The sequence below is a fragment of the Ligilactobacillus equi DSM 15833 = JCM 10991 genome, from assembly GCF_001435735.1.
Taxonomy (GTDB): Bacteria; Bacillota; Bacilli; order Lactobacillales; family Lactobacillaceae; genus Ligilactobacillus; species Ligilactobacillus equi.
In genome coordinates, this window is the sequence record NZ_AZFH01000139.1 from 1 (window position 1) to 13973 (window position 13973).

The 13973-nt window shown below is 39.7% G+C and carries 10 protein-coding genes; 5 read left to right on the forward strand and 5 right to left on the reverse strand.

The features are described 5' to 3' along the window. Positions 1–937 (forward strand): IS3 family transposase (locus tag FC36_RS07830; protein WP_235805818.1); only part of this gene is annotated, 937 nt, incomplete at its 5' end. Positions 938–1205: 268 nt separating this feature from the next. Here the strand turns inward: FC36_RS07830 and FC36_RS07835 are convergent. Then, entirely contained in the window at positions 1206–2072 is an 867-nt protein-coding gene (locus FC36_RS07835; protein WP_025020592.1) for a DegV family protein, read from the reverse strand. A 152-nt stretch (positions 2073–2224) separates the two neighbouring features. Here FC36_RS07835 and FC36_RS07840 point away from each other — a divergent pair, with 152 nt between their 5' ends. Further along, complete coding sequence (locus FC36_RS07840; protein WP_025020593.1) at positions 2225–3058, forward strand: Cof-type HAD-IIB family hydrolase; 834 nt, start codon at positions 2225–2227, stop codon at positions 3056–3058. A gap of 1 nt (position 3059) precedes the next feature. Next, positions 3060–3374: a thioredoxin gene (gene trxA, locus FC36_RS07845; protein WP_035187961.1), complete on the forward strand. Its 315-nt coding sequence runs from the start codon at positions 3060–3062 to the stop codon at positions 3372–3374. 48 nt (positions 3375–3422) lie between these two features. Here the strand turns inward: trxA and FC36_RS07850 are convergent, their stop codons facing one another. The 3 genes from FC36_RS07850 to FC36_RS07860 all read right to left on the reverse strand — a co-directional run bounded on the left by FC36_RS07850 (position 3423) and on the right by FC36_RS07860 (position 8073). Beyond that, positions 3423–6242: a glycoside hydrolase family 73 protein gene (locus tag FC36_RS07850; RefSeq protein WP_025020594.1), complete on the reverse strand. Its 2820-nt coding sequence runs from the start codon at positions 6240–6242 to the stop codon at positions 3423–3425. A 120-nt stretch (positions 6243–6362) separates the two neighbouring features. Continuing rightward, on the reverse strand, positions 6363–6746 hold the full coding sequence (locus tag FC36_RS07855) for a VOC family protein (RefSeq protein WP_023860089.1): 384 nt from the start codon (positions 6744–6746) through the stop codon (positions 6363–6365). Further along, on the reverse strand, positions 6736–8073 hold the full coding sequence (locus FC36_RS07860) for an MATE family efflux transporter (protein ID WP_025020595.1): 1338 nt from the start codon (positions 8071–8073) through the stop codon (positions 6736–6738). Before FC36_RS07860 ends, FC36_RS07855 begins: the two co-directional genes overlap by 11 nt. A 332-nt stretch (positions 8074–8405) precedes the next feature. Between FC36_RS07860 and FC36_RS07865 the strand changes: the two genes are divergently transcribed. Both FC36_RS07865 and FC36_RS07870 read left to right on the forward strand, forming a co-directional pair. Next, on the forward strand, positions 8406–9827 hold the full coding sequence (locus FC36_RS07865) for an APC family permease (RefSeq protein WP_056986823.1): 1422 nt from the start codon (positions 8406–8408) through the stop codon (positions 9825–9827). Positions 9828–10081: 254 nt separating this feature from the next. Continuing rightward, positions 10082–10954: an ROK family protein gene (locus FC36_RS07870; RefSeq protein WP_025020596.1), complete on the forward strand. Its 873-nt coding sequence runs from the start codon at positions 10082–10084 to the stop codon at positions 10952–10954. 598 nt (positions 10955–11552) lie between these two features. On the opposite strand, the gene FC36_RS07875 is transcribed toward FC36_RS07870, so the two are convergent. Next, positions 11553–13964, reverse strand: a complete 2412-nt coding sequence (locus tag FC36_RS07875) for a Xaa-Pro dipeptidyl-peptidase (RefSeq protein WP_025020597.1) — start codon at positions 13962–13964, stop codon at positions 11553–11555. Between the last annotated feature and the right edge of the window lie 9 nt (positions 13965–13973).

A 13973-nucleotide genomic window follows, 5' to 3' on the forward strand; every position in this document is an offset into this window, starting at 1 on the left:
CCCTGTTCGGACCCTCAAAGCCAAAGATAAAACGGTAATTGTGGATCAGATCAGGGTGGATCAAAAGGGCTTGCCTAAAAATAAACGGTATGGGATTGGTGAGCTTCTGAGAATGATTGGCTTAAAGCGCGCAACTTACTACGATGAACGTAAGCGCATTGCCAATAAAATTGATAAGTACGCAGATGTCAAGCTAATAATCAAGGAAATAGCGGAAAAAGGTAAGTGGATGGGAAATTACACATACGGCTACCGCCGTATACTGCCACTCCTTCAAGAGGCGGGTTACCATATGGCTGAAGCGACTTTACGTCGCTTAATGAGCGAATTAGGCGTCCAACCGGCAATGTATAATCGACGTAAGAATGACCACTATTCTTCTTACAAAGGTACAATTGGTAAGGTGGCTCAAAACCTACTGAATCAAACATTTGATGCCACTAATCCCTACACCGTCCTTCATACTGACGTTTCACAGATACGTTTAGGTAATTCTACTTGGGCCTATATGTCAATCATCTTGGACCAGGCTACTAAAGAGGTTTTAGCTGCTTCTATCAGCCAAAGTCCAAATAAATTGCTGATTACGGACACGTTAAAACAACTTGAAAATAAGCTTCCTGAAGGCGTTAATCCTATTATTCACTCTGACCAAGGTTGGCACTATCAATTGGACTACTATCGTGAAAAGATTGATTCATTGGGGTTAATCCAAAGTATGTCCCGCAAGGGAAATTGTCTAGATAATGCTCCAATGGAGAGTTTCTTCCACCTTTTCAAAATCGAATCGCTACCTGAAATCAAGAGCTGTAAGGACATAGCTGAGTTCACATGGTTCTTCAGAAAGTATATCAAGTGGTATAATAACGACCGAATTTCGAACAAAACAAAAAACATGAGTCCGGTTGATTACCGGACCCATGTCTTAGCTGCTTAAAATATATTTTGTTTTTGTCTAACTTTTTTGTTGCACTTCATTGCCTCTAAACATTTTGTATCTTTTTTTAATTTCCCTATTCACAATAATTTATCCTCCATATGTAAATATATCATTAACTTTAACAAAGTATATAGATGCTATCAAGAAAAAACGGGAGAAAATCTTTCTGAGATAAAATGAAAAAGCACTAGGAATCAACGTTCTAATATGTGACGTGATTTTTAGTGCTTTTTCCTTTATATTTTTCTCAAAATTAGCTAATTTATTAACGATTATTTTCAGGTTCTGGCTTACTTGCTAAGGTAATAACACCCACGGCATTAAGACCGGTGTGTGTCATAATAATTGGACTAGTAAGTTCGGCTAAATAGTTTTCATCTGCTACATCAGGATAGATAGTATCCTTAATCTTTTGTAAAAATTCAGGGTCAGTTCCCACATTTGAGAGGCTTAAAGCTTCGAGTGGGTTATCTTGATGTAGTTCGGCAACTTCTTTAGCGTGTTTTAAGAAAGTTTTCTTACTGCGTCCTTTCATATAGACGTCTAGGCTTTCATCTCGTAAACGAACAATGACCTTTAGGTTGATTAACTTAGTTAAAAGTCCGGCCATTTTACTTACACGACCCCCGGCGACTAGACAATCTAAATTATCAATGTAGACATCAATTGTGGTTCGAGAGTAGATGTCTAGGCAGTGTGCCTTGATTTCATCAACACTTTTACCAGCCTGTAAATCTTTAGCGGCGGCAAGAACCTGGAAAGCAAGTCCACGGTCGGTTGATTTACTGTTAATGACAGTGACGTTAGTGTCAACCATTTCCGCTGCTGAACAAGCTGATTGATAAGTTCCAGATAAGACGTCAGACATCATGATTGCTAAAACGTCATAGCCTTCATCCCCGAGTTTTTGGAAGGTATCAACGAACCGTCCCATAGCAGGTTGACTGGTCTTGGGAATATTACCTTTACGTAATTCATCAACTAATTCTTGACGCGTAATAGTTTCGCCATCCACGTGATTTTCTCCGTTAATTTCTACGGAAAGAGGGATGACGGTGATATCATAATTTTCAATTTCTTCCTGGGTAAGTTGCACCGAGGAATCTGTCACAATTTTCAATTTATTTGTCATATCGAACCTCGCATAATTTTTTCTCACCTTAAGTATAATACATTAATAGTTTACAAGTCCAAAGTAAATAGAATTAAATTTTAGATGGTAGGGCTTGCATTAGGTAAAAAGCTAGCGTATTCTGTAAGAAAAAGAATGTAAGGGGTTTTAGCATGTATAAATTAATCACTTGTGACATGGATGAAACATTATTAAATGAAAAACGGCAAATCGGTGCTAAGACAGTAGCTGCAATCAAGGCAGCGGTCGCTAAAGGAGTTTATTTTGTGCCTAATACGGGGCGGAGTTTTCACTCTATTCAAGATAATTTAGAGACACTAGGTTTACTTCAGAAAGCTGATAGCTACGTGATTTCCTATAATGGTGGGGTTGTGGTCGAAAATCAGGGGTTGAAGATTAAGTTGACTGCAGGAATGGATTTTTCAGTGGCTAAGGCGCTCTTGGAGCTAGGGTTAAGTCAAGGCTACTGTGTCCACGTGTATACCGTTAATGACCTCTATATTTGGAATCAGACACAAACAGATATTGACTATCTGACGGGTAGGGTAGATGACTGGACACAAATGTTAGCAGATGATAAAATGGATTTCCTAACTTCAGAAACGATTACCAAAGTGATTGTAGAAATTTTAACGGAAGAAGAAAGAATCGCTTTTCGTGACTTAGCGAAGGGTAAGTTTACAGATTTAAATATTACCTTTTCTTCTGACCGTTATGTAGAATTCAATTCCACGACAGCTGACAAAGGCCAAGCGACGTTAAAATTAGCGCAGAGTTTGGGTATTAAACCAGAAGAAATTATTGCAATAGGTGATAATGGTAATGATTTGTCGATGATTCGCATAGCTGGCTTAGGAGTCTGTATGGCGAATGGACGTGATTTTGTGAAGGCTGAGGCGCAGTATGTAACAATCAATGATTACAATCATAATGGGGTCGCCGAAGTAATTGAAAAATTTGTTTTGAATGATGAGAGAGGGGATTAAGATGGCAAAAGTCGCGAACCAAGATAATATTGCTGAAGTTACTAAGGAAGGTTTAACCTTGGTAGATTTTTGGGCGGATTGGTGTGGTCCATGTAAAATGATGGATCCAGTTTTAGAAGAGTTGGAAAAGAAGTATCAAGGTAAGATTAGTTTTGCTAAAGTTAACGTTGAAGAAAATCAAGAATTAGCCAAGCAATATAAAATTATGAGTATTCCGGCCCAAGTACTTTTTGTCGATGGGGTAGCTAAGGAAAAAGTTACTGGTTTTAAACCACAGGCGGCGATGGAAAAATACTTGGATGAAAAATTGGCATAGATAAAAGGCAAGTAATCCATAAAAGTAGGGTTACTTGCCTTTTCTGTTTTATAGTTTAAAGATTCTTGACCAGTAATCTGTCCGTGAACCCTCACCGTTTTTCTGGTTAGAATAACGAGCAACAACTTGAAGATTATGACCAGCTAAAGATTTAAGATTCAAATTCTTAAAAGTAAGGTCAAATCCACTATTAGCTGCATTGTAAATGTTAGGGTAAACACGGGCAACGTCAGTTCTTTTCGATGGTGTATAAGTTTGACGCGAGATTTCATGTCCCGTAGTAGCGTCATATAAAATAATGAAGGCGTTTTTCTGATTTATGCTAGCATCGGCTGCATGCCAACCAGTAACTGTTAAACTGTTCTTTTGATGGTTAGCTTTTACAGTATCTAAATGACCTGCATTAGCAGTAAATTTGTAGACATCTGACCATACATCTGTTCGATGACCTTCTCCATTGGTAGCATCAGAATAACGTGACACAATCTGATATTCATGACCAGCTACAAAGTTTAACTTAGTTAAGTCAAATTCAACATCAAATCCAGATTTGTCAGCATTATAGTAGTTCTTAAGTCTCTGCACATCAGAACGCATTACTAGTTTAGATGTAGCAACATTGTTCCTATCACCAACTTTAATTCGTGCAATTTCTCGGCCAGCAGTTTTATCGTAAAGAATAATGTACGGATTAGCTTGATTTCTAGAAGCATCGGCTGCATGCCAACCAGCCAAGTGTAACTTGGTTCCTTCAATTTTTGCAGTATCAATGATGGCTTCATTACCGTTGAAATTATAGATTCCAGACCAAACATCGGTTCTGTTTCCTTCTCCATTGGTAGCATCAGAGAAGCGAGAAACGATTTGATATTGGTGTCCAGCTACAAAATTAAGTTTACTAAAATCGAAATAAGCATCGAAGCCTGATAGTCCATCATTGTAGTAATTCTTAGCTTTAGCAACATCAGGACGATTGACAGCTTTGGCGCTAGCAACGGCATTGGAAGTCCCGATTTTGACACGGGCAACTTCGTGATTGGCAGTTTTATCAAATAAGATTAGGAAAGCATTTGGTTGGTTTCTAGAAGCATCAGCTGCATGCCAACCTGTGACGTGAAGTTTAGTTCCTTTAAACTTAGCGGTATCAATAACGGCCTCATTACCATTAAAGTTATATTTACCAGACCAAACATCAATCCTATCGCCTTCACCATCACTATTTGCGGCATAACGCATCACTACCTGTAAATTATGACCAGCTACAAAGTTAAGTTTACTTAGGTCAAAACTTACTGAAAACCCACTATTAACTGCATTGTACAGGTTAGGATAAGCTCGTTCTACATCAGGTCTACGAGTAGCAGTAACTTTCTTCCGACTAAGTTCTGTACCATCAGTAGCATCGTATAAGATAATGTAGTTATATGGATGTTTAACAGCGTCCGTGGCTGCATGCCAACCAGAAACTTTCAGCTCCGTACCATCAATATATGCAGAGTCAATATTGCCAAGACTTTGCTTGAAGATATAACCATCTGACCATAAATCAGTTACTGCACCTTCACCATTTGATTGGTTAGAAAAACGGGAAATAACTTTAATTTCTTTGTTAGTAAGATCGTAGTTTCCAAGGTTGATAGTAACGTTAAAGCCACTGTTACCGGAGTTGTAGACTCTAGGGTAGACTTTGTATACATCTCCACGGCTAGTAGGGCTGTAAGCTTGACGTGTAATCTCGTGGTTAGAAGTTACATCATAAACAATGATGTAACCGTGGTTTTGGGCTTTAGAGTTATCAGCTGCGTGCCAACCACTAACTTTTAAGGTATTACCAACTAAACTGATACTATCAATATGACCTACATTTTGATTGACATAGTCATATTGTTTTAGATTATAAGTATTGATTAAACCCATAATTTTTGACGCATAGCTAGGATCAGTAGCGTATGCTCCATAACGTCCATGATAGAGATTGTTAACAGCAGCTTCGACTGAGCCAGCAGCACGCGTGGAGTTAGGGTAATTTTGAGTGATTAATCGCGCATACCCTGCTAAAGAGTCATATAGTGAGTCATATCTTTGAAATCTTGCACTGACAGTATGGTATTGGCCACCATAAAACTCTAAAGTGTTCATAGTAACATAATTGCCAGTTCCACGGTACTTAATTCCAAAATAGTTATGAGCTTGGGTAGAGAGAGTACTTTGGCCATAAGCACTTTCAAGGCCTGCCTGGGCAAGTAACATAGATGCATAAATATTGTAATCGTTAGCGACTTGACGTGCTGTCTCACCTAAGTAATTGAAAAAGTTAGTAGCAGTATTAGAGGTAGCAGCTACTTTAGTTTGCGTTGTGGTTGTAGTATTAGTTGTAGTTGCGGGAACCGTAATAACAGGCTTTGTTTCTTGTGAAACATTTTGATTTTGTGCATTAGTTTTGGCAACTTCATCTTCATTATGTACTTTAGTAATTGATGGAACACTAGGGGTAGTATCTTGTGTTTCATCAATTACAGTTGACGGTACAGGAGCAGTTGCTGTTTTAGCTGTAGCCATGTCAGTTGTATCTGTTACTGTATTTACAGTTTTCGGGGTATTTACAGTAGCCGTTTGTACAGGGGCTTCAGCTGTTTTCGGTGTCTCGATTTGTGTCGTAGTAGTAGCTGTAGTTGTTTGTGTATTGGCTTGTGTAATGTTACCAGTCAAACTATTATCTTCTTGTTCAGAAGTAACCGTGACGGTTTCATCAGCCAGAACTTGACCGCTAAATAGTCCTATTCCCATCGAAAGAGCAATAGCACTAGAAGCTACTAATTTCTTATGTTTAAATTTTTTAAGAAGTCGTTGTTTCTTTTTTAATTTCATATATGTTTCCTTTTAATTATCTTCTAAAATCGTAATAGAACTATTATACACTGATATTAAAATATACATAAAAAATAGTCTTGTCAATGTATTTAACAAGACTGTAAATAAAATGTTGCTTTAGCGATTACTATAGGTGGAAACTTCAATAAGGTTACCATCATCATCGGTAATATTAACGGCTAAAATTTGTCCGTCAATACCTTGTTTAATTACAGGCTCACCTAGGATGTTTACAAAGTAACTTTTAAGGTGATTTAAAATATCTTCCATGTTATCACCCACCACTAAGCGTAAATCAGCGGATCCTGGAGTAGTTTTTTTGGCACGACTTGTTTCAGTTTGTCCTAGTGAGAGGATGAGTTCATTATGCCCACAGCGTAAGGTTATATTATCATCACTTTCGCTAATGGTTGGCATGTCGAAAACTTCGTGATAGAAACGTTGGGCAGCTTTTAAATCTGAAACAGTAATGGTAAGACGTTCGATACGTTTAACTTTCATGGTTTAATAATTCCTTTCGTTTAAAACTAATAAATAATTTCCGTAAGAGATAAAGTGCTACTAAGAGTGTCAGCAATTCAGTTAGTGGAGTAGACAACCATACGCCTGTAAGTCCGAAGTTGGAACCGATAAAAATCATCGGTAACAAGATGAGATAGCCTCGCAAAATTGAAAGACTAAAGGCTGCTTGCGCTTGATTGGTAGCTGCTAGTGAAGTAGAGATCAAGAGGTTAGGTCCCGTGAAGAAGTTCATGGTGAAATATAATGGCAGTCCGACCATTGCGTATTTAACGAGTTGGGGTAGTCCTTCCTCGTTAAAAACCGCGATAATTGGAGCACGGAAACTGAAGAGGAATAGGTAAATACCGAGACCAAGAAGACTGACTAGGAAAAGCCCATAGGTGATAGCCTGACGTGTGGCAAGGTAATTCTTTTTTCCGTATTCGCGACTAGCAATAGGCTGTACGCCGAGGGCCACACCGTTAAAGGCGGACAAGACGAGTACCGCAATATTAGCAATTACTCCATAAGCGGAAATTGCGTAGTTGCCTGCTAGTTTTAAGAGCACGACGTTGAATGCAAAGATCGAAACTCCCGTAGACATTTCATTAAGAAATGCTGGGAAACCTAATTTGGCTGCGTGCCAGAACTGACTGAATTGTGGTAAGCACCAGTGAAGTTGTAATTGTCGCTGGGCAAAGTTTTTATGTCGACTCAAGATTAACAAACTGACTGAAGGTGAGAAAAGAGTGGCTAAAGCAGCGCCCTCCATCTTGAGCCCTAAGCCAAAAATTAAAATCCAGTCAACTATGACCACAAAAACCGATTCAGATAAGGTAGCGATCATAGTTAGTTGAGGGTTACCATCATTACGTATAAAGTTGATAGTTAGGTAGTTTAACATAAATAATGGTGCTCCCAAAGATACGATACGTAAGTAAATTACCGCCATATCCATGGTCTGAGCAGTAGCTCCCATCACTTTTAAAATAGGCTGGGGGAATAGGTTACAGAGTAAAGCTACTAAAAGTCCCAAGCCTAAGCAAGTCCAAAAAAGTTGACTATAGAGATTTTGCACTTTTTTGGGATGGGTGATTTTATTCATCGAAAAAATAGCAGCGCCCCCCACACCCAAAAGTAACCCAAGTGCACCATAGAGGTTAAAGATGGGTAAGACGATATTTAGAGTGGCTAAGCCCAAAGCCCCAGCAGCCTTAGCGATAAAAATTGAATCAGCCAAGACATAAAACGACAAACCTAACGAAGCCATAATATTACGAATGACATAGTGATTAACTTCGTGGCGAATTGAAGTAGTAATATGCATAGGTTCCTCCGGAAGTTGTCTCTACCATTAAGGTCGCCTGGTCGACAACGTTACTGATTATAGTGGCAAAACCCGGCGATTTTGCGATTCTCTATTTAAGTTACTAGATAATGATAGCATATTAAAGAGCTTTGATGTGGTAAAAAGTAAAGTTTAGGGTAGTTGACTTTATTTAAGTTATAGATGAACTAATTATTAGTAATGGTGATGCAAATAACTTAGAAAAATTAAGTCATAGTTAGATAAAATATTAGTTATACTTAATCTTCACAAGTCGCAAAAAGATTTAAAATAAAATTGTAGAAATTTTATTTTTTAAGGGGATGGGTATAATGGACACACAAGAAAAAACAGCCAAAAAGATGGCCTGGTGGACTTTAGCCTTGATGGCCTTCTCTACAGTCTGGGGCTTTGGTAATGTCGTTAATGGTTACATTTATTTTGGTGGAGTTAAGGTGATTTTCTCCTGGGTCCTGATGTTTATTTTATACTTTGTTCCTTATGCTTTAATGGTAGGGGAACTAGGTTCAGTTTTTAAAGAATCAGAAGGTGGGGTATCTTCATGGGTTAATGCCACAATGGGACCCCAAATTGCTTATTATGCTGGCTGGACTTATTGGGCTTGTCACGTGGCCTATATTTCGAGTAAAGGTACTGGTGGACTTCGGGCTTTAGCTTGGGCAATTTTTCAAGATATTACGGAATTTGACCATGCTAACACGATGATGATTCAATTAATTACGTTTGTGATTTTTGTTTTTTTCTGTTGGTTGGCTAGTCGCGGTTTAAGTGTTCTAAAAACTTTAGCAACTATTGCAGGCTCAACGATGTTTATTATGTCACTTTTATACATTTTGATGATGATAGCAGCACCTGCGATTAATCCACATGGAATGTTACCTTTAGATTTAAGTTTCAAAAAGTTAATCCCAACTTTTAATATCAACTACTTTACTTCTCTGTCTATTTTGGTCTTTGCAGTGGGGGGATGTGAAAAAATTTCGCCCTATGTTAATAAGATGCAAAATTCATCCAAGGACTTTCCTAAAGGAATGTTTGCATTAGCGATTATGGTAATGGTTTGTGCTATTTTAGGCACCGTTGCTATGGGAATGATGTTCGATGTCCGAGATGTCAATGCACATTTCAATGATTATGTTTCTAATGGTGCTTACTGGGCCTTCCAAAAACTAGGAGCTTATTACCATATAGGAAACACTTTGATGGTGATTTATGCTTGGACGAATGTTATCGGACAATTCTCAACATTAGTCTTAAGTATTGATGCACCTTTGCGGATGCTTTTGGGAAGTAGGGAAGCCAAAAACTATATTCCAAGTAAGTTATTGAAACAAAATAAGTATGGTGCTTATACTAACGGAATTTGGATGGTGGGTATTCTTTCTGGAGCCATCATTTTAATTCAATCTGTTGTGCCAGGAGCTACGACAGTTATGGCTCAATTGGTGAAGTTAAATGCTACTACGATGCCACTACGTTACCTGTGGGTCTTTGCTGCCTATATTGCTTTACGCGGAGGTGAAAAGCATTTCAAATCCGTTTACGTTTTTATCAAAAATAAAACGCTTGCCGTTATCGTTGGTGGTTGGTGCTTTGCGATCACAGCGGCTTGTTGCTTATTAGGTATTTATTCACCGGACCCATTCACTCTGGCACTCAACATTTTGACACCCATTATTTTAACTGGTTTGGGTTTGATTTTACCTTGGATTAAGAAGCGTGAACAAGCTTGAAAAGTTTTCTTATCTTTAGATAATGAATAATAAGAAGAAAAACCTATAAAGTTAGGCTGATTACCTGACAAAGCAGGGGACTAACGTGAAAGTTAGTCTTTTTTGCATCATCTAAATGATGCTACCAGATGTGAGGGTAAGGAGCTCATTTTTTCTGTCAATCGTTTAACAGAAATTTCAGAAAGGGCTTTTATTGAAAACGATTTTAAGCTAAAATAAGGGTAATGATAAAATGACAGAAGGGAAATTTAATTATGACAAAATTATACGGTGCAATTGAAGCTGGGGGAACTAAGTTTGTTTGTGCGGTGAGTGATGCCGACTTAAACATTGTAGAAAGAGTCCAAATTCCAACCACAGTTCCCGCTGAAACCATGGCGCAGGTCTTTGAATTCTTCGACAAGTATACAGTGGAAGCCATTGCCATTGGGTCTTTTGGTCCCATTGACGTTAACAAAAACTCCGCAACTTATGGCTATGTAACAACCACTCCTAAGAAGGGCTGGGCTAACTATAACTTCTTAGACGATATGAAGGCGCACTATGATGTACCTTATGTTTGGACAACTGATGTGAACGTAGCGGCTTACGGTGAATTAAAGCGCGGTGCTGCTAAGGGTTGCCAATCATGTCTCTACTTAACAGTCGGAACTGGTATGGGGGGCGGTGCCGTGGTTAACGGTAAAGTACTTGAAGGTTTCGGTCACCCTGAAATGGGTCACATCACAATGCGTCGTCACCCAGAAGACAAGTACGAAGGCTACTGCATTTACCACAAGGACTGTCTCGAGGGATTAACCTGTGGACCAGCTGTGGAAGAACGTGCGGGTGGAGTGAAAGCTTATGATATTCCTAAAGACGCTAAGGACTGGGAAATTGAAGCCTACTACTTAGCGCAAGCATGTATGGATTACACTTTAATCTTGTCACCTGAAAAAATTGTTTTCGGTGGTGGGGTTTCTAAGCAAGAACAACTTTTCCCAATGATTCGTGAATCATTCAAGGAACAAATGAAAGATTATGTAGCGACACCAGACTTGGATGACTACATTGTGCACGTAGAATTAGGTGATGATGCAGGCATCACTGGTTGTCTCTTACTCGCAATGGAAGAAGCTGCTAAATAATTATGAAAGGCGACGCTGTTATGTGTCGCCTTTTTCTACTAAGGGGATAATGATGAAAAAAGGTGAGTAAGCACCCTGTAACACCCCCGTATTAACTATCAGGCAATCTCTCTGTATACTGGAAGAAAATCAGTATTACGGAGGGATTTTTTAATGGAAAAGATAACAGAAATTGTACCAGTCAACTTTAAGTTACCGGAGGTGGATCAAGCAAAGGCTCTGCTTTCCGGTAAGGGACGTCCACAGCGAAAACAGTAGAAAAAAGATAATAGCAGATTGGGGTTAGGAAGTCCACTACTGAAATTGGAATAGTTTTGCTTGTGCAAAATCTGCAAAAATTTTTCAATTCAACCACAATAGACAATTTAAATGAAAGAAAAATAAAAAGCTGCTATTTTTTCCCAGCCTCTAGTTGACTTACTCAAAAAAATACTACGACATTACTCAGATTGACGGTATTATGGTAGTTAATGTTGTTGATTGGTTGCTTGGCAAATAAGAGCCTAGCAGAGAGTTAGATTTTCTGATAAAAATAGTTGCAATAAAAACCGCCAGAAATTACGACATCAAAGCGTTAATTTCTGACGGTTTACTAGTGTTAATTATGCTTTAAAAATTGAAGTTGACAGTCCTCAAGTTGAAGTGTGTAGGTAAGGTCTTGATTCCCGCGGACGGTCATTTCCATGTCGGTAGCATAGATAATTAGCCCTAATTTCCGGCCTGCTGGGATGGTGTAGAAGCTGGGCTGTAAGTCAAAGTTTACCTGATAGAAGGTATCAGCTTCGAGTTCATCATTTTGCCAGAGGCTAGTACGATTTTGGAGATTACGGTGTCCTTTAGAGATTAGCTTGAAGTCACTTTCTTGAGCAAGGGTGAATTCGACTAAATCTTCGGTGTGCCAGTGATAACCAAGGCCGAGACTTTGACGATCTAGGACGGTTGGAACCTCACCGAGACGCTTGGCCTTGCCCAGGTCAACTAACATGGCAGAAACCATTCCTACGTTTTGGTTAGACTTAATTTTAAGTTTTAAGCGTGGTGCCCCTTGAAGGGTGAGGTCTTCTTTAAGTATGTCTGTAGCGAAGAGCAAGCGGTTATGAGTTAGGGGACTTTCTTCTTTAACCAAATCAGTCTTCCAAGCTGTCCAATCTTGTTTGTAGTGGTCAAAGTCGGCTGGTGGCAATTGGTCTTTGAAACTAACTTGTCCCCCCTGAGATTTAGCATTAGTTAGGTGTTTGGGGTTGAAATTAAAGACTTCTAGATTGCTATCCGCCTCCCAAGCCTCTAAAGCGTGCCATTTTTCAGCTTGGACATTATCTTGGACCACAACATTAGGTAAGGTAGCGACTGCATCGTTTTGGCAGTCGTAAAGGTGATTAGAAAGCCAGAGGTTGACCATTTGGTTAAAGTCAAGCGAGCGGAAGTTATTGATATAGATATGTTGTCCTTGGTGTAAGACAAGTTTGGTGGCGATGGGCAATTTACTTAAAGCCTTGTAGAAATTGTAGACGTTACGAGGTTTAACATTCCAGTCATTGAGACCATGAACTAACATGACGTCACACTTAACTTGGGCACTGTCATTGAGGTAGTTACGGGCGTCCCAGAATTGATTGTAGTTTCCACTTTGGCGGTCTTGCTGAACTTTGATGGTAGCTAAGGTTTGTTCAGCTTGACTTTGAACATTAAGGAAATCACCGGCATCTTTCATCCGCGAAAGACATTCACCGGCTAAAACATCGGCATCTTCACCGGGAAAACCACCTGGAGCGACAACTAAGCCCCCATCGCGGTAGTAGTCATACCAAGAAGAAATGGCGGCTTCGGCGATGATAGTCTTCAGGCCCTCAACTCCGGTGGTAGCTGCTGCGTTAGCCAAGGTTCCGAGGTAAGATTTACCCGTCATAGCAACGGCACCATTACACCACCAGGCATTAATGGCGCGATTGGAGGTTCGGTCGGTAAAGGCTGGACGTTTGCCATTGAGCCATTCAATAATGGCAGTTGTGGAGGCGGTTTCCGCGACAGAACCGCAAGTCCGTAACCCTTCCGAGCCACGAGTCCCAATTCCCGCAGCATATACCACTGCAAAGCCTCGAGCAAGTAGGTAGTTATTAAGACTATAAGTAAAGGAATGGTCAAAACTTTCAATAGCTTCCTTACTATGACCGTTTAAAAGCCGTCCTTCTGGAGCAGGGGGTAACTGGTGGGGAGCGTGAATATCTTGATAGCTAACTTGGTTAGGTTCCTTTCTTATTAAAGGTACATCAACATTATGGGTGAGTTTTTGGCCCAATTCAGGGTTAGTCCCACGATTGTAGGGGCTGGCGGTGAAGACTGCTGGCACCCTCAAGCCAGCTTCGGTGTCTTTGGGGCGGATAATTTGGACTTGAAGTAAGTCGCGACGACCATCGTAATCAGTGTCGAGGTCGCTTTCCACGTAGACAACTTCATAGATTAGCTGACTTGTATCAAAAATCGGTAAGGATTTACCATTGTAAAATTGTGGCTTTTCCTTGGCGGGCAGGTTATACATTGGTAAAAAGAATCCCTGGGTAGCCAAGTAATCCAAGAAACTTTGGCCATTTTTGCGTGGTAATTCAAGCAAGTCATACCAAGCTAGAAGTAACTCTTCCACAGTTTGTACCTGGTTGTGACTTTTGAGGCCAACTGTTTCCATGAACTTTAAACTTTCGGCAACCTCAAAGTCAACACCAACTTCGAAGCCGAGTAATTGTAAGGCCACTGCATAAAAGGCCTCTGTCTCGAGGGTATTGTTAGCCGCAAACTCTAGAAGAGTTTGGTTGGGGCGCGCTAAGAGGTTAGCCAGGTAGGCTTGCTTGGCAAGGGGTGTTTTAGCTTGACAAAAAGTCATTGCGACTAGGTTAAGCCAAAGGCTGTTGGGCGTCGTATTTTCTAAATCAATCTCCGTCAAAAATCCTAGAGTTTGCAGTTCTTTAACTGCTTGGGGATATGAGACTTGGCTATGTGCGAATTGATGATAATGCATGTAATTTCC